The organism is Rhodococcus sp. IEGM 1302 (assembly GCF_030056935.1).
Classification (GTDB): domain Bacteria; phylum Actinomycetota; class Actinomycetes; order Mycobacteriales; family Mycobacteriaceae; genus Rhodococcus_F; species Rhodococcus_F qingshengii.
This window is the reverse complement of sequence record NZ_JASHKY010000018.1, coordinates 1-23,163: the sequence shown is the minus strand read 5'-3', so window position 1 is coordinate 23,163 and position 23,163 is coordinate 1. Positions and strand designations below refer to the sequence as shown.

The window sequence follows — 23,163 nt, the reverse complement described above, 5'->3', positions numbered from 1 at the left end:
GGTTCACAGCAGCAGGTTGGCTCCCGTACCGCCGTCGAACACTGCGATCTTGGCGGGGTCGAACCACAGATCGATCGACCTGCCCTTGGCCACCGTGGACTCGGATGAGAGCCTGGCAACCAGTTGGCCGCCACCAGCGACGGCCGTTCCCGAATCTGCGGCGAGTTCCTCGAGTTCACGAGAATTGACGGCAGGACCACCGGCAAGGAAATACGCGTACTTGTCCGAACCCATCGACTCCAACACGTCCACGTCGACGGTGAACGTACCGCCGTGCGGCTTCTGCGCTGCATCGACCAGCGCCACGTCCTCGAAATGCTCCGGTCTGATACCGACCACGACGTCCTTGCCCGAACCGCTGCCCGAGATCTTCGACTGCGCCGCCGCTGGCAGGCGAACATCGCCGATCGGCGTGCTCACACCGTCGGCCGTCAACTGTCCGGGGAAGAAGTTCATGGACGGGGACCCGATGAATCCCGCCACGAACAGATTGTTCGGACGATCGTAGAGTTCCTGCGGCGCACCGATCTGTTGCACGATTCCGCCGCGCAGCACGACTACCCGATCGCCGAGCGTCATCGCCTCGGTCTGGTCGTGGGTCACGTAAATCGTTGTCGTACCGAGTCGCTGCTGCAGACGGGCGATCTCCGTCCTCATCTGCACGCGCAGTTTGGCGTCCAGGTTGGAAAGCGGCTCGTCCATGAGAAACGCCTTCGGGCTGCGCACGATTGCGCGTCCCATCGCGACACGCTGACGCTGACCGCCCGACAGGTTCGCCGGTTTGCGATCGAGATGCTGGGTGAGGTCGAGGACCCGCGCAGCGTCGTCGACCTTGGCGTTGATCTCGTCCTTGGACATCTTCGCCAAGGTCAACGGGAACGCGATGTTCTGGCGCACCGTCATGTGCGGATACAGCGCATACGACTGGAACACCATCGCGATGTCGCGGTCCTTGGGGGCGCGTTCGTTGACGCGTTCACCCGCGATCCGCAACTCACCGGTCGAAATGTCTTCCAGCCCGGCAATCATGTTGAGAGTCGTGGATTTTCCACAACCGGACGGGCCCACGAGAATGATGAATTCTCCGTCGGCGATGGTGATGTCGACATCACTGACCGCCTTGGCTCCGTCCGGGTACAGCTTGGTCACCTTGTCCAGCACGATCTCGGCCACAGGCTTATCCCTTCACTGCGCCGGAAGTAAGCCCGGCCACGATACGACGTTGGAAGAACAGAACAAAGATGATGATCGGAATGGTGATGACCATGGCGGCCGCGGCGATCGACCCGGTGGGCTCCTCGAATTGTGAAGCGCCGGTGAAGTTCGCGATGGCCGCGGGGGCGGTGATGGAGCGTTCGGTCGACGTCAGCGAAATCGCGAACAACAGGTCGTTCCAGCAGAAGATGAACACCAGGATTCCCGCAGTGACGATGCCGGGCGCGGCCAGTGGAGCCACCACCTTCCGGAACGCCTGCCCCGGAGTCGCGCCGTCCATCTGCGCCGCCTTTTCGAGTTCCCAAGGAATCTCTTTGAAGAACGCCGAGAGCGTGTAGATCGCCAACGGCAACGCAAAGGTGATGTACGGCAGGATGAGTCCGGCCCAGGTGTCGAAGAGTCCGAGCCGTCGTTCGATGTCGAACAGCGGGCTCACCAATGAAATCTGCGGGAACATCGCGATCAGCAGGGCAACAGCCACCAGCAGCTTCTTGCCCGGAAAATCCAGGCGCGCAATCGCGTAAGCAGCCATGGTTCCGATCACCACGGCGATGACCGTCGAGATGAGTCCGATACCGATGGAGTTGATCAGAGCACTGGTGAAGGCGCTGGTGTCGAAGATTCCTCGGTAGTTGTCCAGGGTCCACTTCTCCGGAATGAACTTGCCGTCCTTGATCGTTCCGGCCGGTTTGAATGACAGGCTGGCGATCCACAGGACGGGAACCAGCGCGTACAGCAAGACCAGAAGGTTGACGACGGACCAGCTGATCTTGAGTCTGGGAGTCACGGTCATGTCAGCGTCCTTCCGTATCGGATCCGGGAGCCGAAGCACCGAAAAGTTTGATGAAGATGAACGCGATCACGGCCACACACACGAAGATCAACACGCTGATCGCGGATCCGATGCCCAAGTTGAATGCCTTGAACAGATTGTCGTAACCCAGAATCGACACCGACCCGGTGTCGTTCGCTCCCTTCGTGAGCACGTAGATGTTGTCGAAGATGCGGAATGCGTCGAGTGTGCGGAACAGCAGAGCGACGAGGATGGCGGGCTTCATCAGCGGAAGGATGATGCGTACCAACCGGGTCCACGCACCGGCGCCGTCCACCTGAGCCGCCTTGAGGAGGTCGTCGGGCACGAGCGCCAGGCCGGCGAGCAGGAGCAGCGCCATGAACGGCGTCGTCTTCCACACCTCGGCAAGGACGATGATCGCGAGCGACGGGATCTGGTCGGTGAGCGGCGCACTGCCGTCGGGCAGGAGATTGGCGAGGTAGCCGGTCCCCGGCGTCCACGCGTAATACCAGCTGTACGCCGCCGCGACGGTGACGATGCCGTACGGGATGAGCACAACGGTGCGGACGAGCCCCTTGCCCACGATCGTTCGGTGCATCACCAGTGCGATGGTCAGTCCGAGAACGAACTCGATGACGACCGAGACAACCGTGATCGACGTCGTCACCGCGAACGCTTGCCACCAGTAACCGTCGGTCAGCACCGACACGTAGTTGTCGAACCACACGAACTTTCGTTGATCCGGGAAGCGCAGGTCGTAGCGCTGCAAACTCAGCCAAACGGCGTAGACCACCGGATATGCGGTCACCGCGATCATGAGAATCGCGGCCGGGGCCACCAGCCAGAGACCGAGGCGACGCTCGGCCGCCTTTCCGTCGGACATCTTCGTTTTCGCGGAGTGCTTCGGCTCCGGCGATGCCGTCGCGACTGTTGGTGCAGCTCCCGAATTCTCGCTGTCGATCGTCACGGAATCAGCCCCTCGGAATTGACTGCCTTGCGTACCTGCTCGGCAAGATCGTTCACGGTCGATTCCGGATCGATGTTTCCCACAGGGTTCAGCGTGGCAGTGATGAGCGTCGAAATACTCTGATAGGCAGGAGAAACCGGACGAACCGAAGCGGTGTCCAGGCTGTCGCGAACCTCACGCCACGCCGGGTACGCCTCCTGGAACGCCGGGTCGTCGTACAGGCTCTCGAGAGTCGGCGGAACGCCACCGGCTACCGCGTTGTTGCGCTGATTCTCCTCGTTACGCAGACAGGTCAGCGCCTCGAAAGCGAGGTCCGGATGCTGACTGGTCTTGGCCACCGCCACGTTGAAGCCGCCGATCGTGACCTCGGCCGGCTTACCCTCGATCACCGAGGGATACGGAGCGGCAAGGAAATTCCGTTCTCCGTTCACCGTGAGCACCGTGTTTCCGGTGTTCTCACTGGTGACGTTGCCCTTGCCGTCGATGTACGGCAGATCGCCCTTCTCGGCATTCTCCATGATGCCGGGCAGCACGAACGGCCAGTTGACCTGGAAGGCAGATTTGCCGCTCTCCATACCCAGTCGCGACGACGCTTCATCCCCCTGCGAGATCGAGGGATCCGCACCCTTCGCGGTAGCGACGCGCTTCATGACGGTCAGCGCCTGCTGGGCAGCATCACCGTCGGCCACCGTCACGGTTGTTCCGTCCGGCCCCACCACCGATCCGCCGGCACTGGCGAGAAGGGTGTTGAACCAGACCATCAATCCTTCGTACTGCTTGCCCTGCACACCGATCCAGCTGGGGCGCCCCTCCGCGGCCAGGCCTTCGGAGATGTCGATCATCTGATCCCAGGTCTGGGGTGGTTGCCCGTCCGGCATCAAATCCTTTCGATACCAGAGCAATTGGGTGTTGGTGTTCAATGGCGCCGCATAGAGCTGGTCCTGCCACTTCGCCGACTCCAGCGGACCCTCGAGCGTCCCGTTGCTGACCTCGGCCGCCACGTCGTCAGGAAGCGGCAATGCCCATCCCGCTTCGGCGAATTCGGCAGTCCACACCACGTCGAGCGTCATCAGATCGAGTGACTTGTCATTGCCGGTCAGACGCCGGGCCAACTGAAGTCGCTGGTCGTCGGCACCCTTGGGCAGAGTTTTCTGCTCGACCCGGTACGCGCCGTTCGACGCCGCCGAACAATTGGCGGCGGCCTCCGCATACTGCTCGGCGCCGTCGGCAGCGGTGTAGAAGGACAGCACCACGCCGTCGTCATTGTCCGATCCGCACGCACTGAGCAAGGGCGCCAACAACAATGTTGCCGCGCCGAGCAACCCCGCCCGCAATTTCTTCTTCTGTCCCGCCCGCGATCTCTCGTTCTGCCCCGCCCGCGATCTCTTGTTCTGCACAGCCGTCCTCCTCGGGCGGCGAGACGGCGCAGTCGTTACGGCTGGCCGACGCACCACACATCGGCACTTTTGCCGGAGAAGGGACCTATTTCCTTGTCCGGCAAACGGTCACGGGAAGCGAGTACTACCTCGCCCGCGTGTACATAAAGTAACCGAGATCACACAAGTTGGCAGCCCGAGCGAGAATGTCAGATGGCGAGCTTGGCGAGCAGGTCGCGCGCCGACTCCGCCGTCTTGGGCTCACACAGTACGTCGTAACGTCCGGCGACCAACTGCATCGTCGAGGCGAAGTCCCGCTGCCCACGCGTCGCGGCGTACGGAATCGTCGTGGAGATGACACCGAAGATGATGCCGCCCACGATGCCCGCGATCAGCGGAGCGAGGAAACCACCGGTGACGATTCCGAGCACCAGGCCGAAGAAGACACCGAGCCAAGCACCGGAGACGATGCCGCCACCGATCACCTTGGCCCACGTCAACCGACCGAGAACTCGCTCGACCTGCATCAGGTTCACGCCGACGATCGTGACGTCCTGAACCGGGAATTCCTGATCGGAGAGGTAATCGACTGCGCGCTGCGCCTCGGCGTAGGTGGGGTACGACCCGATGGGCCATCCCGAAGGCGGTGTCGGCAACGCTCCACGGCGCGACCCATTCGACGATTGACCGAGCGGATTGGACATGGCTGGCTGCGCTCCTCTTTTCGGGCACGTCATCCACGCGGATGACGCAAGTACATCTACCCCCTATTGTGCCCTTTACAGACCTGATTCGTTCGGCTATGCGAGCGTCAGGCGTGTTCGGGCGGCGTGAATTCCGAGGTGCGCGTCATCCCCGCGGCGCGGCCCTTGGCCGAAATCACCAGTGCCATCTTGCGACTCGCCTCGTCGATCATCTCGTCGCCGAGCATGACGGCGCCCCGCCCTCCCCCGGCAGCCGAGGTGTGGAACGCGTACGCGTCCAAGATGAGTTCCGCACGGTCGTAATCGGATTGGCGCGGACTGAACACCTCGTTGGCCGCCTCGATCTGCGTGGGGTGCAGAACCCACTTGCCGTCGAAACCGAGCGCTGCCGTTCGCGCAGCCGACCGAGTGAAAGCCTCGACGTCGCGGATCTGCAGGTACGGCCCGTCGATGGCCTGGACGCCGTGCGCCCGCGCGGCCATCAAGATGGTCATCAGGATGTGGTGATACGCGTCACCGCGGTCGTAGCCGTCCGGTTGCTCACCGACGACCAGAGTTCGCATGTTCAAGCTCGCCATGAAGTCGGCCGGGCCGAACACGAGCGCCTCGACGCGGGGACTCGCGGTGGCGATCGCGTCGATGTTGGTCAAGCCGATCGCGTTCTCGATCTGCGGTTCGATCCCGATCCTGCCGACCTCGAGACCGTTGGCCTTCTCGACCTGCGTCAACAACAAATCGAGCGCCTGGACGTGACTCGCATCGGGAACCTTGGGCAGCAGAATGGCGTCCAGATGCGCTCCGGCGCGGCCCACCACCTCCACGACGTCGGCATACGTCCATTCGGTGGTCCAGTCGTTGACCCGGACGACCTTGACCTGTTTGCCCCACCCGTCCTCGGCCAACGCGTCGCCGATCGACTCCCTGGCCGCCTGCTTCGCCAGCGGCGCCACCGCATCTTCGAGGTCGAGAAAGATCTCGTCGGCGGGCAATCCCTTCGCCTTGTCGATCATCTTCCGACTGCTGCCGGGAACTGCCAATACCGATCGACGGGAACGGTTGCGTGAAGTCATTGCGGACTGCCCTTCTCGATTTTCGGTGGCGCCGTTGCAGATTTTGACGCTGGACGAATTAGCCTTGCAATCATGGCAGCAGCAGGCAAGGTATTTGCAGCCAGGCTTGCCGGCCTGGTTGTACTCGGCCCGGACGGCGAATCGATCGGTCGTGTGCGCGACGTCGTCATCACGGTCCGCATCGGACGCCAGCAACCCCGCGTTCTCGGTCTGGTGATCGAAATGTTCACGCGCAAACGTATTTTCGTTCCGATGTTGCGTGTGACAGCAATCGAACCGAGTGCAGTCACCCTCACCACCGGCAACGTCAGTCTGCGGCGCTTCAACCAGCGCCCGGGCGAAGTGCTCGCTCTGGCGCAGGTACTCGATTCGCATGTGCGCGTGGACGACCCGGAACTCGAGGAGCTTCACGGCGTCGACACGATAGTCGTCGATCTCGGAATCGAATCGACGCGGACGCGAGACTGGGTGGTCTCCAAGGTCGCGGTTCGCGGCCATCGCGGACGCCTCGGTCGACGCGCGGCGATTCACATCGTCGACTGGCAGCACGTCGCCGGCCTCACCCAGAGCGACCTCTCACTCCCCGGCCAGGGCGTAGCTCACCTGCTTCTCCAGTACGAAGGCATGCGACCCGCCGATGTGGCCAACGCCATGCGCGAACTGCCGGAGAAGCGCCGCCACGAACTGGCCGTGGCGCTCGACGACGAACGCCTCGCCGACGTCGTGCAGGAACTGCCGGCGGACGACCAGACCGATCTGCTGATGCACCTGGAAGTCGAACGCGCCGCCGATCTACTCGAAGCGATGGATCCCGACGACGCCGCCGACCTGTTGGGCGAGCTGCCCGAAACCGAGGCCGAGTCACTGCTTCAGTTGATGGACCCGCAGGATTCCGAACCTGTTCGACGCCTGCTCGAGCATTCCCCGGACACTGCCGGTGGTCTGATGACGCCCGAACCGGTGGTACTGACGGCCTCGACGACGGTCGCGGAGGCCCTTGCCCGCGCCCGCAACTACGACGTGACCCCGGCGCTGTCGAGCATGGTCTTCGTCGTACGTCCGCCGACGGCGACTCCGACCGGGCGGTATCTCGGCTGCGTCCACTTGCAAAAGCTTCTCCGCGAGCCTCCCGCCAGCCTGGTAGGCGGACTACTCGACACCGACATGCCCCGGTTGGCCCCGGACGACTCGTTGGCGTCGGTCACCCGATATTTCGCGACGTACAACTTGGTATGCGGGCCGGTCGTGGACGACGAGAACCACCTGATCGGGGCCGTGACGGTCGACGACGTGCTCGATCACCTCCTGCCGGAAGACTGGCGTGAGGATTACTCCGACGACGAGGAACTACTCCGATGAGCGAACGGGCGTCGAGCACGACCGCACGGCAACGACTGGAAACGCCCCGCGGAAGCCGCCGGTTCAATCTCGATTTCGACGTCGAAGCTGTCGGGCGCGTCAGTGAACGCATCGCCCGCTTCCTCGGCACCGGGCGTTATCTCGCAATCCAGACGATCATCGTGATCGTCTGGATCCTGATCAACGTGTTCGCGGTGGCCCTGCAGTGGGACCCGTACCCGTTCATCCTGCTCAACCTGGCCTTCTCCACCCAGGCCGCCTACGCGGCGCCGCTGATCCTGCTGGCCCAGAACCGTCAGGAGAACCGCGACCGGGTCTCACTCGAGGAGGACCGCTCACGCGCCGAGCAAACCAAGGCGGATACCGAATTCCTCGCCCGAGAACTCGCAGCTCTGCGTATCGCCGTCGGCGAGGTTGCCACCCGCGACTACCTGCGACGGGAGCTCGAGGAGATCAAGTCGATCCTTGCTGCCGACGGCGAACCGACCCCGAAGAAGAAGCACCGTGACTCGAATACTGCGAAACAAAGTCACAACTAGCTGAGCGTTCGCTGAGTTTTGCTGCACGCACCGTGACCGATATGTAACGTAAGTCACAGCAATATGGATATCACGGTGGGTACTCCGGAGCGGGAGCACCAGCAAAGGGGAATCGTGCGAGTACGCGGAATGATTGCAGCATCCACACTGGTGGGGGGACTGCTCGTCGTCACAGGTCCAGCGGCCCTCACTGCCGGAAGCGCACCGACCGGAGGGTCACAGGTTCCGATCGCACTGGCGGGCTCCGCCTCGATTGCGCAGCCGGACTCTGTCGACTTCCTCCCGACGCCCCGCACGGTCCGAACGCAAAGATCGGCCCCGCCCAGCGATACGGTCGCCGGCGCCCCGGCAGCGCCCAACGCTGCGGCCGTCGTCCTCACCTCTCTGGGCATCCCCGAGATCGTCCTGAACGCGTACCGCTCCGCGGAGCTGGTGATGATGACCGAGGCACCGGGATGCGGAATCCCCTGGCATCTTCTGGCCGGCATCGGACGCATCGAATCCGGTCACGCCAACGGCGGCAAGACGACCTCGGTGGGTACGACGGTCACCCCGATCCTCGGCCCCGTCCTCGACGGACGGCTGGCAGGCAACGAAGTCATTCGGGACACCGACAAGGGCGCGATCGACGGCGACCCCACTCACGACCGCGCCGTCGGGCCGATGCAGTTCATTCCGGCCACCTGGGCCGGATATGCCAGCGACGGCAACGGGGACGGAATCAAGGACCCCAACAACGTCTTCGATGCGGCGCTCTCGGCAGCGAAGTACCTCTGCAGCGGCGGACTCAACCTGCGCGATGTCGCCCAGGAGACCAAAGCTGTTCTGCGATACAACAACTCGGCCGCTTACGCAGCAAACGTGATCATGTGGTCGACGGCATACAAGAACGGTGTCATTCCTTCCGGTCAGCTGCCGTACACCTCGGGCATCAACACCGGCAGCTCCGCGATCAACGCCGCCGCCTCGGCAGACTCCGCCGCTTCGGCCGTACTCGCCGCGGCTGCGGCTACCGATCCGGCGGCCGGCGACAAGGAATCAGCGTCGACGACGCCGACCCCGACCACCACTCCCCTCTTCCCTGGTCTGCCGGACATGCCTGCACTCTCACCCGAGATCCAGGCACTGATCCCGCCGGGCGTCATGCCGACCAGCCCCGCTCCGGGACCCAACGCCGCACGGAACGCAGCTCCCGGTCCGATCATCCCGCTCCCCGTCCTCACCTCACGGGGTCTCGTGTGGCCGATTCTGACGGCCGAGGGATGGCGCTGGCCCGACGACATGTGTGTGATCCTTCCGGACCCCGCAGCCCTCGACGCCTTGCAGGACGGCATCCTTCTGCCGTGCACGATCCCGGGCATGGCAGTGGCCGCCACGGCACCCGCCACCACCGACGCGGCTCCCGCGGAATCCTCTCCGGCCGCCGCCCCCTCGCCGGAGCCCGCTCCGGCCCCGGCCCCCGCACCCGCACCGGAGCCCGCTCCGGCCCCGGCTCCGGCATTCGTGCCGTTCTTCCCGGGCCTGCCCGGCATGCCCGCTCTGTAACCGAAAAATCACGAAAGAACAGTGCATATGCCCCAAACTGCCCTTCTAGATCACGGTTGAATAACGGAAACGCAACAAATCAGGTAGCCTCGACTCCGTCAGTTGAACGGAAAACCTCCTCGCGGAGGTTCAGGAGGCATACACAGTGGGTCGGCACAGCAAGAAGACAGATTCGCACATCCGTCGAAATTCGGTCATCGCGCTCACCGGACTCATCCCTATCGGACTCGTCACCGCAGCCAACACGGCCGGCGCCGCTCCCAAGGTCCCGTTCTTCAACACCAGCTCCGCCGAAACGGTGGACACCGCCGCACAAGCCACGCAGGAGCCGCAGGCGCAGATTCTGCCCGCCGTCGAAGCAATCGCCGAGCCGGCTCCCGCCCCCGCGCCGGAACCCGCGCCGCTGGCTCCCGTGCAGGCCACTCCCCCGCTCCCCGCGTCCATGGCCGAGGGAGCACTCGGAATCCCGAGCGTGAGCGTCGCCGCCTACCAGAACGCCGAGCGAATCCTCGCTGTCGAGAAGCCCAACTGCAACATGCACTGGACGCTCCTCGCCGGTATCGGCCGCGTCGAATCCGGCCACGCCAACGACGGCAAGGACGCCGACGCGAACGGCAACCTCTACAAGCCCGTGATCGGCCTGCCACTCAACGGCAGCCTCCCCGGCCAGGCCGTCATCATGGACACCGACGGCGGCGCCCTCGACGGCGACACCGTCTACGACCGCGCAGTCGGCCCGATGCAGTTCATCCCGTCCACGTGGAACCAATACGCCGGTGACGGCAACGGTGACGGAATCGCCGACCCCCAGAACCTTTTCGACTCCGCACTGACCACCGGCAAGTACCTGTGCGACGGCGGACTCAACATGCAGGACGTCACCCAGGTTGCCTCCGCGATCCACCGCTACAACAACTCGGCCGCCTACGTCGCCAACGTTCTGGCCTGGTCGCTCGGGTACTCCACCGGCATCGTGCCCGCCGCATCGGACCTGCCGCGCATCCACTGACCTACCTGGACTTACCATGGAGTCATGTCTGTACTGACCGAGTCCGACGTTCGCTCCGCGCTCGCGCGAGTTCTGGACCCAGAGATCCGCAAACCCATCACCGAACTGGGGATGGTCAAGGGGATCTCCCTCTCCAGTGACAACAGCGTCGACATCGGCATCTATCTCACGACCGCCGGCTGCCCGATGCGCACCGAGATCACCGAACGCGTCACCAAGGCCGTCGCCGATGTCGCCGGGGTCGGTGCGATTCGCGTCGAACTCGACGTCATGGACGACGCTCAGCGAACCGAGCTTCGCAAGTCGCTTCGCGGCGATTCCGCCGAGCCCGTCATCCCGTTCGCCCAGCCCGGTTCACTCACCCGCGTCTACGCCGTGGCCTCCGGTAAGGGCGGAGTCGGAAAGTCCAGCGTGACAGTCAATCTCGCGGCAGCAATGGCCGCGCGCGGACTGTCCGTGGGTGTACTCGACGCGGATATCTACGGCCACTCGATCCCCCGCATGCTCGGCACCGACGCCAAGCCGACTCAGGTCGAGCGCATGATCATGCCGCCCGTCGCCCACGACGTGAAGATGATCTCCATCGCGCAGTTCACCCAGGGCAACACACCTGTCGTCTGGCGCGGACCGATGCTGCACCGCGCGCTCCAGCAGTTCCTCGCCGACGTGTTCTGGGGCGATCTGGACGTGCTGCTGCTCGATCTGCCGCCCGGCACCGGTGACATCGCCATCTCGGTGGCTCAGCTCATCCCGAGCGCCGAGATCCTGGTCGTCACCACACCGCAGCAGGCTGCTGCAGAGGTCGCCGAGCGCGCGGGCGCGATCGCCCTGCAGACCCGCCAGCGCGTCGCCGGCGTCGTCGAGAACATGTCCTGGCTCGAACTTCCCGACGGCACCCGTATGGACGTCTTCGGCGAAGGCGGCGGGCAGACCGTCTCCGATCGCCTCACGAAGGCCGTCGGCGCCAAGGTTCCGCTTCTCGGACAGATCCCGCTGGATCCGTCCGTCCGCGAGGCAGGCGACGCCGGGACGCCGATCGTCCTCAGCGCTCCCGATTCACCCGCAGCCATCGCACTCAAGGACATCGCCGACAAGTTGGCCGTCCGTCAGCGCGGGCTGGCCGGAATGTCGCTCGGTATCAACACGGTTCGCAACCTGTAGAACCCCCTCATACGGAAGGGCGCCTGTCACCGATCGGTGACAGGCGCCCTTGCGTATGTCGAATCTAGGTGGCGTCGAAGTCCACCGGAGGACGTTCGCCGGCGGTGAGTGGCTTGTCCTTCGACAGCGTCTTCGGCTCCTGCACTCCGCTCTGCGGCTTCTTGTCGAAGTTGCCCGTGAAGATGGAGTCGTCGCCGTCGAGGAGGTGCTGGGTGATCACAGCGCGCGGCGTCATTCCGCGCAGCTTGTTCAGATCTGCGAGCGGTTTACGCAGATCCTCGAAATCGGTGCCCAGTTCTTCCTTGAGCTGATTGGAAGCGCCCGAAGCATATTCGCGCACCTGCCTCAGGGATTTCGTGACCCAGGAGACCGCACCAGGAAGCCGCTCAGGTCCCAAGATGACCAGAGCCGCTACGAGGAGGATCATGAACTCGCCCCAACCGATGTTGCCAAACACAGGGTCAGCCTACTGTGTGCTCGCTCGGTGCGCGCATGTCCGGATCAACCTCACAGGAAGATCGCAGGGTCCGATCAGTCCGACACCGGCGTGACCGAAATGTCGACCTGCCGTCCATCCCGGATCAACTGAACGTTGACGGGTTGGTCGACGGTCGTCGCGTTGACCGCAACCACCAATTCGTCGGCGCTTGTCACCGGTCGGTCACCGACCTTGACGATGACGTCCCCCTCGACGATCCCCGCACGTTGAGCGGGGCTGCCGTCGCGCACGTTGGCCACCGCAGCACCACTGGTCGCGTCATTGACCGCGGTGCGGGCATTCACGCCGATGTCGGGATGATGAACCTTGCCGTCACGGATGATGGTCTGAGCCACCTCGGTGACCGTGTCGATCGGAATCGCAAAGCCGAGCCCGACCGAACCGCCGGACTCACTGAGCATTGCGGTGTTGATGCCGATGACGCGGGCTTCGTCGTCGACGAGCGCACCACCGGAGTTGCCGTGGTTGATCGCCGCGTCGGTCTGGACGGCGTCGATGACGGCGTTGGTGTCGGTGCCTTCACCCGACAACCGCAGAGGCCGGTTCAGTGCACTGACGATTCCGCGGGTGACGGTCTTGCTCAATCCGAGCGGTGAGCCGACGGCGACGACGTCGTCGCCCACCTGAACATCCTCGGATTTTCCGAGCTGAGCGACCGTCAGATTGTTCGCCGACACCTTGAGCACTGCGAGGTCTGTCTTGACGTCCCGTCCGACGATCTGGGCGTCGGTCTTGGTTCCGTCGGAGAAGATCACCTGGATCTTCGCGTCCTGAGCGGGCGGAACGGCCGAGGAGATCACGTGGTTGTTGGTGACGATGTATCCGGCGCCGTCGATGACCACACCGGAACCCGTGCTGCCCTGGTCGCCGACGGCGACCTGAATCGACACCACGGATGGCAGTACGGCGTCGGCGACCTTCGCCACCTGAGACTCCGGCTGTTCCCCACCGCCGGATTGAACGAGCGTGACACGTGAGCTGGTGAGTGAACTGCGATCGGCAGTGATGACAGTGGCAAGCAACCCACCGACGAGAGCGATGACAAGCGCCATGCCCGCAAGCGCGGCCAGTGCCGAGGGGGCGACCTTGCGACCGAACAACAGCTCACGCACGTCGAGTTTCTGGGCGGGAGGCAACTGCACCGGCGCCTCGGACTCTGCGGGCTTGCCCAGCGAGACGGCGGATTCAGGATCGCGCCACGGATCACGCGGCGTTTCTTCGTCGGGCGTGTTGTTCGCCGTCGCATCGGGATCGCGACCGATCGACTCGGTGGCGTCTGCGGGTCGACCGAACGCTTCGGCCAGAACCGGGTCCGGAGTCCCGATCACGACATCGGAGGACGGAGTCGATCGCGCGGCCACCGGAGTGAACGAGCCCTCGACTCCACTCGGCCGACCGAACACCTGGCGCGAGGCCGGATCGATCTGGGGTCGATAGACCGGACGGGGGTCGAGAACCGGCGCATCTGCCGGTCTGTCCACCGAACCGTTTGCCGAAGAATCCGAACTCACTCCGGAGTGCCCCCTTTTTCCGTCAGTCACATGGTCCAGTATCACTGATCCGCGCCGGGAAGCTGGCGCGCGGCGTCATTTGCGCCAGCGACGGGACAACCTCTTGCTGATGGTGGAGAAGCCGGCGGGTTGATTACCGACGGAACTGTCGGCGTTTTCCGAATTCGGCCCGGCAGTCGGACTGTTGCACGAAGGAATCTGGCTGAGAAGTCCCACCAGGGACAACGGCATCGTCATCTCGCCGCTTCGACGCAGCGCACCACGTGCCTGCTGCTGAGCATCGACGGCCGCAGCGCACTCGGCGCAGATCGAGATGTGATGCGAGGCCCGCAAGTAGGCCTGCATTCGGAGTTCTCCGTCGACGTAGGCAGCGATTGCCTCGCTGGCCAGATGTTCGGTCGAACCGAACTGGCGATGTGCCCGCGCCTCCGTCATTCGTCCCTCCAGGTGATTGACCACGTCCCGCTCTGTAGCTCGAACCCGACCGTCAGAAACCGACGAGTTCGGATTCGGCTGCGCGCTGCGCTGCCAGATGATCACGAATCGCCTGTCGCCCACGATGGATACGGCTACGAACCGTTCCGAGCTTCACTCCCAGTGTGGCACCGATTTCCTCGTACGACAGACCTTCGATGTCACAGAGCACGACAGCGGCACGAAATTCAGGTGCGAGCGAGTCCAGTGCGGCTTGCAGACCTGCGTCGAGGCGCGCGTCGTGGTAGATCTGCTCGGGGTCGGGACCGGGCGAGGGAACGCGGTCGTAGTCCTCGGGCAGCGCTTCCATACGGATGCGATTGCGTCGGCGAACCATGTCGAGGAACAGGTTTGTGGTGATGCGGTGCAACCAGCCCTCGAAAGTTCCGGGCTGATAATCGGAGAGCGAGCGGAACACCCGGATGAAGGTGTCCTGCGTCAAGTCCTCGGCATCCTGGGCATCGCCTGACAACCGGTAGGCCAGGCGGTACACCCGGTCACCGTGCTGACGCACGAGTTCGTCCCAAGACGGCATGGAGGACTTCTCACCAGTTGCATCGAACACAGCAGTGCCGATCAATTCGGAATCCACAGCCGATTCCGTCGTCAAAACTTCCGACTCTCGAGGGCGAGGCTCGTCGTTGACCTGGTAAATAAGTTGATCCTCCTGCTCGGGATCGCGTAGTTCGATCACCGCGTTGTCCGAATCACGTGATGCGCGATATTCGGGAGAACCAGCCGATGCTGTGATTTGTTCCCGATCACCGAGCTGCGAAAGATCAACTTGGTAGAAATCGATACCGCCGTGCGATCTTCGATCCGGCGATGTATACACCTTTTCTCATCGCGGTGTGCACGCCATATGAGGAGCCTGAGGGATTCCTGAGAATCCTGGTGACTGCGCGCCTTGCAGCGACAATCCGAACCGCCCGATAACCTCATGAGCGTGACCCACGCCGAACAGATACTCCGCCACGTCGAGGACGTAGTTTCCGAGGACGAGATTTTGACCGCGGCGCGAGATCGAGCGCTGGATCTCGGAGCCCATCCGGTGACGCCCGCCGTCGGCGCGACGCTCGCGATGTTCGCGAGAATGCTCGACGCGAAGACGGCCGTCGAGGTAGGTACCGGAGCCGGCGTGAGCAGCCTGTGGCTTCTGCACGGCATGCGCGACGACGGCGTCCTGACCACGATCGACAGCGAACCCGAACATCAACGAGCAGCCAAGCTGACCTTCCGCGAAAGCGGAATCGCTCCGGCACGCACTCGCCTCATCAACGGACGGGCTCTCGACGTGCTTCCCCGGCTCGCGGACGGCGGCTACGACCTGGTGTTCGTCGACTGCGCCGCGATCGACCACCCGCACTACGTCCGCGAAGGCGTCCGCCTGCTGCGCTCCGGCGGTGTCATCGTTCTGCACAACGCCCTGGCCGACGGCCGCGTTGCAGACAGCTCCGCACGCGACGCGACAACGGTTGCGGTCCGAGAAGCGGCAAAGGCCGTGACCGAGGACGAGCGACTCATTCGAGTCCTCCTCCCCCTCGGTGACGGCCTCCTCTGCGCGAGCAAGCTCTAGATCCAGACGCCCTTACCGATGGCGACGACGCCACCCTGACTGACGGCAAATCGTTCGCGGTCACGTTCGAGATCGACGCCGATGATTTCGCCGTCACCGACGACGACGTTCTTGTCGAGGATCGCTCGCCGTACGACGGCACCCTTGCCGATGCGCACACCCGGCATCAGCACGCTGCCCTCGACGGTCGCACCGTCCTCGATCATCACGTTGGAACTGAGTACCGAATTGCGCACGGTCGCCGCGGACAGGATCGACCCCGCACCGACGACCGATTCCTGCGCGAGTCCGCCCTTCACGAACTTTGCGGGCGCGAGATTCTCGGTGGCGCCGCGGATGGGCCAGCGACGGTTGTAGAGATTGAAGATCGGGTGCACCGACACCAGGTCCATGTGAGCGTCGTAGAAGGCGTCGAGGGTACCGACGTCACGCCAGTAGCCGCGGTCTCGATCGGTGGCACCGGGAACGACGTTGTCCTTGAAGTCGTAGACCGACGCCTCACCCGCGGCGACCAAGGCGGGAATGATGTCGCCGCCCATGTCGTGATCGGAATCGGAATTCTCTGAATCAGCGCGGATGGCGTCCACGAGTACCTTGGTGGTGAACACATAGTTACCCATGGACGCGAACGTCGAATTGGGGTCGTCCGGTGTCCCGGGAGGATGGGCGGGCTTTTCCAGGAATTGGGTGATGCGTCCGGACTCGTCACTGTCGATGCAGCCGAAAGCAAAAGCCTCACTTCGCGGTACACGAATACCCGCGACCGTCACGCCTGCCCCGGATTCGATGTGGTGCTGAACCATCTGTTCCGGATCCATCCGGTACACGTGGTCGGCACCGAAAACCACGATGTACTCGGGGTCCTCGTCGTAAACGAGATTGAGCGACTGCAGGATTGCGTCGGCACTGCCGGTGTACCAGCGCGGCCCGAGTCGCTGCTGGGCCGGGACCGGGGTGATGTACTCACCCGCGAACCCGGACAATCGCCACGTCTGCGAAATGTGGCGGTCGAGTGAATGTGACTTGTATTGCGTCAACACACAAATACGCAGATATCCCGCGTTGACAAGGTTGCTCAACACGAAGTCGATAAGTCGATATGCACCTCCGAAGGGCACTGCGGGCTTCGCTCTGTCCGCGGTCAGCGGATACAAGCGTTTGCCCTCGCCCCCGGCGAGCACGATTCCAAGCACATGCGGCTGGCTTCTCACACCGCTAACCTATCCGCACTGGTGAACTCCCGCTAGCGAAGCAGTCCGAGAGGTCCGATCGTGTCCCCCTCCGAACGGTCGGGGATAACGTGATCGGTAGCCGGATCGACCACGGGCGGTTAGGTTTAGCGCGTGCGAGTCGCGATGATGACCAAGGAATACCCGCCGGAGATCTACGGCGGCGCAGGAGTACACGTAACCGAGCTCGTCGCTCAGATGAAACGGCTGTGCGAGGTCGACGTGCACTGCATGGGCGCCCCGCGCGAAGGCGCGATCGTCCACTCTCCCGACCCCGCTCTCGCCGGATCCAACCCGGCCCTGACGACGCTCTCCACCGAACTGCGCATGGCGGACGCCGCGGCCGGTGTCGACATCGTCCACTCCCACACCTGGTACACCGGACTGGCCGGGCATCTCGCGTCGGCTCTCTACGACGTGCCGCACATCCTCACCGCGCACTCACTCGAGCCCAGACGCCCGTGGAAGGCCGAACAGCTAGGCGGCGGCTATCGGATCTCGTCGTGGTCCGAACGCAACGCCGTCGAGCACGCAGACGCGATCATCGCCGTCAGTTCCGGTATGCGACTCGACGTCCTCGACGCGTACCCCGCTGTCGATCCGAGTCGCGTTCACGTAGTCCGCAACGGAATCGACACCGAGGTATGGCATCCCGGGGGATCTGCGCCGGGAGCACAGTCCGCACTCGCGTCGATCGGCGTCGACCCGGCGAAACCCATCGTGGCCTTTGTCGGACGCATCACGAGGCAGAAGGGCGTCGGGCACCTCGTCGCGGCAGCCCACCACTTCGACCCGGAGATTCAGCTCGTGCTGTGCGCCGGCGCTCCCGATACGCCGGAGATCGCCGCCGAGACGGAGAAGGCGGTGGCCGAACTCGCCCGGCACCGGGGCAATGTCTACTGGGTGCGCGAGATGCTCCCGACCGAGCAGATCAGGGAAATACTTTCGGCAGCAACGGTATTCGTCTGCCCTTCGGTGTACGAACCCCTCGGGATCGTCAATCTCGAAGCCATGGCGTGTGAGACCGCCGTGGTCGCTTCCGACGTCGGCGGCATCCCCGAGGTGGTCGCCGACGGCGTCACCGGTCGACTCGTGCACTACAACGCCTACGAGCCGAACGCATTCGAGGAATCGCTCGCGGCCACCGTCAATGCCGTTGTCGCCGACCGAGAAGGCGCCGACGCGATGGGTCGTGCGGGCAGGATCCGTGCGATCGACGAGTTCTCCTGGGCCGAAATCGCCAAGCAGACGCTCGAGGTCTACGCGGACGCCGTCACGAGACGCTGATCCGCGTCAGGTCTTGCGATAGCTCGAGACCGTCGCCGACGCGGTGACGGTGCTCGGCTGCGGCAGCTTCGCCACGGCGGCAGCCAGATCGGCGGGCGTCAGGTGTCTCGCCGACGGTCCCATCCCCACCAAGTCGAGGACGTCCTGGTGTGAGAGTGACATCGTGAACTCGACCTCGTCGCTACTCACACGCTCGAAGTATCCGGCCATCGACGATTCGAGACGTTCCACTTTGCGGTCGTCGACCCGGACCATCGCGAGAATGTCGATCAGCTCGCGCAGATGCCTGTCGGTGGGCGTCAGGACCACCAGAACTCCGTCTTCGGCGAGAACTCGATGGGACTGCGGACCGTTACGAGGAGCAAACACACAGAGCACGTGAGAGAGCGCTGCGTCGCGAATGGGTAGTGGTTGCCAGACGTCTGCGACGATCGAACCGATTCTTTCGTGGACCTTCGCGGCACGCCGGGCCGCGAACTTGGACACGTCCAACGCTATCGCCCGAGAATCAGGCAGCGAATCCACGACGTGTGCGAGGTATTGTCCTGTGCCTGCGCCGATTTCGACGATCCGCGCGGGGTCCGACCCCGCCGTCGTCGCGCAGGCCCGGGTGACGGCATCCATCAGCGGGCCGAAGTGGCCGGCGCCGAGCAATCGTGCACGCGCGGCAATCATCTCGGCACTGTCGCCGGTGAACTTCGTGGCACCGCCACTGATCAGGCTCACGTAACCCTGACGAGCGATATCGAATCGATGTCCGCGGTCGCACTCGGCGGCGCCGTCCACCAATTCCAGATCAGCAGCACACTGCGGGCAGGACAGAAGATCGATCACGGCGGCAAGCATTGATCCGTCCTTTCGGCTACCGGCGGTGCGCACACACTTCAGGCCCCGTACCGAAACGGATACGGAGCCTGCGTGCAATCACGTGCTGTTGTTCGTACTGCTACAACCTGGACCCGACTAGCTGGTGACGTTCGTGAGTTCCACACCGAGCGCTGCAGCTTCATCCGGGGTCAGCTCGACGACGAGGCGTCCGCCACCCTCGAGTGGAACCCGCATGACGATTCCTCGTCCCTCTTTGGTTGCTTCGAGGGGACCGTCCCCGGTCCGGGGCTTCATGGCCGCCATCCTCTGCTCCCTCCAGATCTGCGCTGCATTGCTCTGCGCCTCGACTAACGGTGCGCCCCGCCAACAATCAGCGAGGCTCGTACCCTCCATTGTTCCCTATGGATGCGGGAACCGGGAATCTGAGTCACATTTAGGGGTGTTCAGTCGACCGTCACACCTGCACCGGAACCCAGCAATCAGCCACGTGATCATCGACCATTCCGGTAGCCTGCATGAGCGCATAAGCCGTGGTAGGACCCACAAACTTGAACCCGCGCCGCTTGAGTTCCTTAGCCATGGCAGTCGACTCGGGAGTGACCGCGGGAACCTCTGCAATTGATGTCAGTCTTCTGGTGCGTCGAGGCGGCGAGAACGACCAGAGTAACGAATCGAGGTCCAGATCGGGCGAATTCACGAGCACTCGGGCGTTGGAAATCGTCGCCTCGATCTTCGCGCGATTGCGGACGATCGCGGCATCGGAGAGCAATCTCTCGACATCCGCAACTCCGTACGCTGCGACCTTGTCCGGATCGAACCCGTCGAAGGCTTCGCGGAACGCCTCGCGTTTGCGCAGAATCGTGATCCACGAAAGTCCCGATTGGAATGCTTCGAGGGCGAGTCGTTCGAACAGTTCGTCGCGCCCGTGCAGCGGACGCCCCCACTCCTCGTCGTGATAGTCGCGGTAGAGCGTGTCGCCGGGCGTCTCGACCACCCAGCCGCACCGAACCAGTCCGTCGGCCATCAGCCCTGGGAATCCTTCGATTCGGATACGGTCTCAGGCTCCTCCTGCGATGCTTCTGCCTTGGCCGGAGCATCCGCTTTCACCAGGACCTCAGACCGCTCGTCACGGCCCAGTTGTGCACGCAGAGAATCGATTTCCAACCCGAGGCGATGCAGGGCCCAATCCACTTCACTCGCCTTGTAGCCACGCAGCACCTGCTGAAAACGCAGCGCGTCGACATCCGCCCCGGTGACGTCCTCTGCCGGGAGTACGGTCGCCGTCGTGCCAGGAGGCAGCGGCGGCAGCTCTTCCGAGCGCCCGAACACAGCGCTGGCGGCGAGGAAGATCATCGCGCCGACCAGAGCCATGACAATCAGGTACAGGAGGATCGTCATCATGGACCGATACTCCCATACCCGAGTGTGAGCGGTCAGACCCCCGCGGTGCGCACTATCGAATTCATCGGGGGTCGATCGAGTAGCGAAACCTCGGTGGTCTCGGGCACGAAAGAATCGCCGTCGACCAGGAATTGGGTCAACCCGGCACCCGAATCCTCGATCCCGCACCGCCTGAGCATCGTTCCGATGATCTGCCGGCTCATCACGCCGAGGTCGGCGAGCGGCCGGTTGCGATGCTTGCGCACGCCGAGATTGACCTGACCGATCGCCGCCAGCCCCAACGTGTCGTACGTGTCGAGCAGCAAACCGATCTCGACGCCGTAGCCGGGCGCGAACGGGACAGCGGACAGCAGCTCACGGGTGCCCGCGTATTCACCGCCAAGCGGTTGCAGTACCGACGTGAGTTCCGGCCGCAGCGCGGCCAACATGGGCCGCGCAACCAATTCCGTGACTCGCCCGCCGCCGTTGGCATCCTCCGTGCCGCTCACGCGCAGCGGACGGCGGTAGTAGCCCTTCACCAGATGGATGCCGTCAACCGTGAGCAGTGGCCCCAGCAGTTTGGGCACGAACGCCGGATCGGGATTGATGAGATCGGAGTCGACGAATGCGATCAGATCACCGGTCGTTGCGGCGACCGAACGCCAGAGCACCTCACCTTTGCCCGCAGTCGGCGGGATGGACGGGACCGCGCTCTCACGACTGATCACCGTTGCTCCAGCAGCGCGAGCACGCTCGGCGGTTCTGTCGGTCGAACCGGAATCGAGAACGATCAACTCGTCGACCAGGCCACCGAGCAACGGATGAATGGTGTCGACCACCGCGGCAACGGTGTCCTCTTCGTTGAGTGCGGGCAACACCACCGAGACGGTTCGGCCACCCTTCGCCCGTTCGAGCTCGGCGACCGTCCAACTCGGATGGTCCCAACTGTTGGCGTCTGCCCATACGCGGGTCGGGCCCGCACCGGTGATGCTCATGCCAGACCTCGAACCGTACGTACCGGGGCACGGCGTCCCTGGATCGCGGCCACCATGTCGACGACTCGACGGGTGGACGCCACCTCGTGAACACGGAACACCCGGGCGCCGCCCGCCGCGGCCATTGCTGTCGCTGCCAATGTTCCCTCCAACCTCTCGGAAAGCTCCACACCAAGAGTCTCCCCGATGAAGTCCTTATTACTCAGCGCCATCAGCACTGGCCACCCGGTGTTTACAAGAACGTCCACTTTCCGCAACAACTCGAGCCCGTGAAAGGTGTTCTTACCGAAATCGTGGGTGGGATCGATCAGGATCGCGTCACGCGGAACCCCGAGTGCCAGGGCGCGCTCTGCCGCCGACACGACCTCGGTGACCACATCTGCGACGACGTCGTCGTAGCGGACACGATGCGGGCGGGTGCGCGGAACCGCGCCACCCGTGTGCGAGCAGACGATCCCGGCACCAGTCTCGGCAGCAACCAGGACGAGGTCGGGATCCGCACCCGCCCACGTGTCGTTGATCAGGTCGGCGCCTTCGACGCGTGCCAACCGCGCGACGCCGCTCCGCCAGGTGTCGACGCTGATGATCAGCTCGGGGTACTTGGCTCTGATCGCGGCGACGAACGGAACGACTCGCCTGACCTCTTCGTCGGCGTCGACGAGGTCACCGGGCCCAGCTTTCACTCCCCCGATGTCCACCAGATCGGCGCCCTCGTCGACGGCCCTGTCGACGGCAGCCATCGCTGCCGAATCCGAGAACGTCGCGCCTTGGTCGTAGAAGGAATCGGGAGTGCGGTTGACGATGGCCATCACCAGTGCACGGTCGACCGCGACCGGACGCCCACACAGGGTGGGCGCCGGACCTGGCTGCGCGGTAGAACCGGGGAGTGAAGACATGCCACTCATACTGGCATGACGGAACTCGGTCTAGCCCTTGGGTACCGAGCCCGCCGCGACCTTTCCGACGTATTCGTCGTACGAGTCCACGTAACCACCCTCGCGGCCTTCGAGAACGTGCAGAGTGTCGGCGCCGACGTCGTAACCCTCGTTGCGCAATTCCACCTTGCGCGACTTGAAAGTGCTGGTGTGTTCGAGTGAGTCGACGATGCGGATGAACAGCGGGACCGCGTAGTTGGGGAGCTTGCCGTAGAGGTGTGCCGCGACTTCACTTCCCTCCAAGCTTTGACCGTCCCGCAGCTTGACTGCCGCCATGCCCGCGCGACCGTCGGTGCCCGGAATCTCGACGCCGTAGACAACTGCTTCCTCGACGGCCGGGTGCGAACTCAGCGCGCCCTCGACCTCCGTGGTGGCGACGTTCTCGCCCTTCCAACGGAAGGTGTCGCCGAGACGGTCGACGAAGGCGACGTGGCCCCATCCCTGCTTGCGCACCAGGTCTCCGGTGTCGAACCAGGTGTCGTCGTCCTTGAATCCGCCGCGTACCAGTTTGCTGTTGCTCGCCGCTTCGTCGGTGTAACCGTCGAAAGGCGCCCGGTCGGTGACCTTCGACAGCAGGAGTCCGACCTGACCCGTGGAAACCTTGCGGAGTCGACCGTCGGCTCCACGCAACGCTTTTCCGGTGTCCTCGTCGAACTCCACGACGGCGTGCGGCAACGGGCAGATGCCGGCCGTCTTGTCGACGTTGAGTGC

25 protein-coding genes are annotated in these 23,163 nt (G+C 63.9%); 7 read left to right on the top strand and 18 right to left on the bottom strand.

Features of this window, described 5'->3' with window-relative positions; all coding sequences use genetic code 11:
- Positions 1-3 precede the first annotated feature (3 nt).
- From QM609_RS21135 to QM609_RS21110, 6 genes are all read right to left on the bottom strand, one after another.
- The gene (locus QM609_RS21135) at positions 4-1,173 is read right to left on the bottom strand and encodes an ABC transporter ATP-binding protein (protein ID WP_050656200.1); all 1,170 of its coding nucleotides are present in this window, start codon (positions 1,171-1,173) and stop codon (positions 4-6) included.
- A 4-nt stretch (positions 1,174-1,177) separates the two neighbouring features.
- Entirely contained in the window at positions 1,178-2,008 is an 831-nt protein-coding gene (locus QM609_RS21130; RefSeq protein ID WP_003945075.1) for a carbohydrate ABC transporter permease, read from the bottom strand.
- 1 nt (position 2,009) lies between these two features.
- Positions 2,010-2,891, bottom strand: coding sequence for a carbohydrate ABC transporter permease (locus tag QM609_RS21125; protein WP_044480569.1), 882 nt, complete (start codon positions 2,889-2,891; stop codon positions 2,010-2,012).
- Between the two features lie 80 nt (positions 2,892-2,971).
- The gene (locus tag QM609_RS21120) at positions 2,972-4,309 is read right to left on the bottom strand and encodes an ABC transporter substrate-binding protein (RefSeq protein ID WP_050656205.1); all 1,338 of its coding nucleotides are present in this window, start codon (positions 4,307-4,309) and stop codon (positions 2,972-2,974) included.
- A gap of 251 nt (positions 4,310-4,560) precedes the next feature.
- Positions 4,561-5,055: a general stress protein gene (locus QM609_RS21115; RefSeq protein WP_003945065.1), complete on the bottom strand. Its 495-nt coding sequence runs from the start codon at positions 5,053-5,055 to the stop codon at positions 4,561-4,563.
- Positions 5,056-5,162: 107 nt separating this feature from the next.
- On the bottom strand, positions 5,163-6,125 hold the full coding sequence (locus QM609_RS21110; protein WP_003945087.1) for an HpcH/HpaI aldolase/citrate lyase family protein: 963 nt from the start codon (positions 6,123-6,125) through the stop codon (positions 5,163-5,165).
- A 72-nt stretch (positions 6,126-6,197) separates the two neighbouring features.
- Here QM609_RS21110 and QM609_RS21105 point away from each other — a divergent pair, with 72 nt between their 5' ends.
- The 5 genes from QM609_RS21105 to QM609_RS21085 all read left to right on the top strand — a co-directional run bounded on the left by QM609_RS21105 (position 6,198) and on the right by QM609_RS21085 (position 11,738).
- Positions 6,198-7,484: a magnesium transporter MgtE N-terminal domain-containing protein gene (locus QM609_RS21105; protein ID WP_003945077.1), complete on the top strand. Its 1,287-nt coding sequence runs from the start codon at positions 6,198-6,200 to the stop codon at positions 7,482-7,484.
- Positions 7,481-8,023, top strand: a complete 543-nt coding sequence (locus QM609_RS21100) for a DUF1003 domain-containing protein (RefSeq protein ID WP_003945067.1) — start codon at positions 7,481-7,483, stop codon at positions 8,021-8,023. Before QM609_RS21105 ends, QM609_RS21100 begins: the two co-directional genes overlap by 4 nt.
- A 75-nt stretch (positions 8,024-8,098) precedes the next feature.
- Positions 8,099-9,568: a lytic transglycosylase domain-containing protein gene (locus QM609_RS21095; protein ID WP_256718027.1), complete on the top strand. Its 1,470-nt coding sequence runs from the start codon at positions 8,099-8,101 to the stop codon at positions 9,566-9,568.
- Between the two features lie 145 nt (positions 9,569-9,713).
- Positions 9,714-10,577 (top strand): lytic transglycosylase domain-containing protein, encoded by an 864-nt coding sequence (locus QM609_RS21090; protein WP_003945171.1) that lies wholly within the window; start codon positions 9,714-9,716, stop codon positions 10,575-10,577.
- A gap of 24 nt (positions 10,578-10,601) precedes the next feature.
- Positions 10,602-11,738 (top strand): Mrp/NBP35 family ATP-binding protein, encoded by a 1,137-nt coding sequence (locus QM609_RS21085; protein ID WP_003945178.1) that lies wholly within the window; start codon positions 10,602-10,604, stop codon positions 11,736-11,738.
- Positions 11,739-11,802: 64 nt separating this feature from the next.
- Here the strand turns inward: QM609_RS21085 and tatB are convergent, their stop codons facing one another.
- From tatB to sigE, 4 genes are all read right to left on the bottom strand, one after another.
- Complete coding sequence (tatB, locus tag QM609_RS21080; RefSeq protein ID WP_003945177.1) at positions 11,803-12,195, bottom strand: Sec-independent protein translocase protein TatB; 393 nt, start codon at positions 12,193-12,195, stop codon at positions 11,803-11,805.
- Between the two features lie 74 nt (positions 12,196-12,269).
- Complete coding sequence (locus QM609_RS21075) at positions 12,270-13,748, bottom strand: trypsin-like peptidase domain-containing protein (protein ID WP_050656817.1); 1,479 nt, start codon at positions 13,746-13,748, stop codon at positions 12,270-12,272.
- 75 nt (positions 13,749-13,823) lie between these two features.
- A complete protein-coding gene (locus tag QM609_RS21070) occupies positions 13,824-14,183 on the bottom strand; it encodes a hypothetical protein (RefSeq protein ID WP_050656820.1) in 360 nt (119 codons plus the stop codon).
- A 52-nt stretch (positions 14,184-14,235) separates the two neighbouring features.
- Positions 14,236-14,832, bottom strand: a complete 597-nt coding sequence (gene sigE, locus QM609_RS21065; RefSeq protein WP_029255812.1) for an RNA polymerase sigma factor SigE — start codon at positions 14,830-14,832, stop codon at positions 14,236-14,238.
- A 330-nt stretch (positions 14,833-15,162) separates the two neighbouring features.
- Between sigE and QM609_RS21060 the strand changes: the two genes are divergently transcribed.
- Positions 15,163-15,798: an O-methyltransferase gene (locus tag QM609_RS21060; RefSeq protein WP_007736091.1), complete on the top strand. Its 636-nt coding sequence runs from the start codon at positions 15,163-15,165 to the stop codon at positions 15,796-15,798.
- Here QM609_RS21060 and glgC read toward each other — a convergent pair.
- Positions 15,795-17,009, bottom strand: a complete 1,215-nt coding sequence (glgC, locus tag QM609_RS21055; RefSeq protein WP_003945185.1) for a glucose-1-phosphate adenylyltransferase — start codon at positions 17,007-17,009, stop codon at positions 15,795-15,797. The two genes, QM609_RS21060 and glgC, sit on opposite strands and share 4 nt — an antisense overlap.
- Before the next feature lie 132 nt (positions 17,010-17,141).
- Between glgC and glgA the strand changes: the two genes are divergently transcribed.
- Positions 17,142-18,314 carry a glycogen synthase gene (glgA, locus tag QM609_RS21050; RefSeq protein ID WP_003945186.1) on the top strand — a complete coding sequence of 391 codons (1,173 nt, stop codon included), beginning with the start codon at positions 17,142-17,144 and terminating at the stop codon, positions 18,312-18,314.
- Positions 18,315-18,320: 6 nt separating this feature from the next.
- Here glgA and QM609_RS21045 read toward each other — a convergent pair whose 3' ends face one another.
- From QM609_RS21045 to QM609_RS21015, 7 genes are all read right to left on the bottom strand, one after another.
- Positions 18,321-19,160: a putative RNA methyltransferase gene (locus QM609_RS21045; RefSeq protein WP_050656819.1), complete on the bottom strand. Its 840-nt coding sequence runs from the start codon at positions 19,158-19,160 to the stop codon at positions 18,321-18,323.
- Between the two features lie 117 nt (positions 19,161-19,277).
- Entirely contained in the window at positions 19,278-19,445 is a 168-nt protein-coding gene (locus QM609_RS21040; RefSeq protein ID WP_003945169.1) for a DUF3117 domain-containing protein, read from the bottom strand.
- 151 nt (positions 19,446-19,596) lie between these two features.
- The gene (locus QM609_RS21035; RefSeq protein WP_030536943.1) at positions 19,597-20,166 is read right to left on the bottom strand and encodes a DNA-3-methyladenine glycosylase I; all 570 of its coding nucleotides are present in this window, start codon (positions 20,164-20,166) and stop codon (positions 19,597-19,599) included.
- Positions 20,166-20,543, bottom strand: a complete 378-nt coding sequence (locus QM609_RS21030) for a DivIVA domain-containing protein (RefSeq protein WP_003945181.1) — start codon at positions 20,541-20,543, stop codon at positions 20,166-20,168. The genes QM609_RS21035 and QM609_RS21030 overlap by 1 nt, the downstream gene beginning before the upstream one ends.
- A gap of 32 nt (positions 20,544-20,575) precedes the next feature.
- The gene (locus tag QM609_RS21025; protein WP_003945188.1) at positions 20,576-21,517 is read right to left on the bottom strand and encodes a glucosyl-3-phosphoglycerate synthase; all 942 of its coding nucleotides are present in this window, start codon (positions 21,515-21,517) and stop codon (positions 20,576-20,578) included.
- Positions 21,514-22,413: a dihydropteroate synthase gene (gene folP, locus QM609_RS21020; protein WP_050656816.1), complete on the bottom strand. Its 900-nt coding sequence runs from the start codon at positions 22,411-22,413 to the stop codon at positions 21,514-21,516. Before folP ends, QM609_RS21025 begins: the two co-directional genes overlap by 4 nt.
- 30 nt (positions 22,414-22,443) lie before the next feature.
- Positions 22,444-23,163 (bottom strand): AMP-binding enzyme (locus tag QM609_RS21015; protein WP_502942722.1); only part of this gene is annotated, 720 nt, incomplete at its 5' end.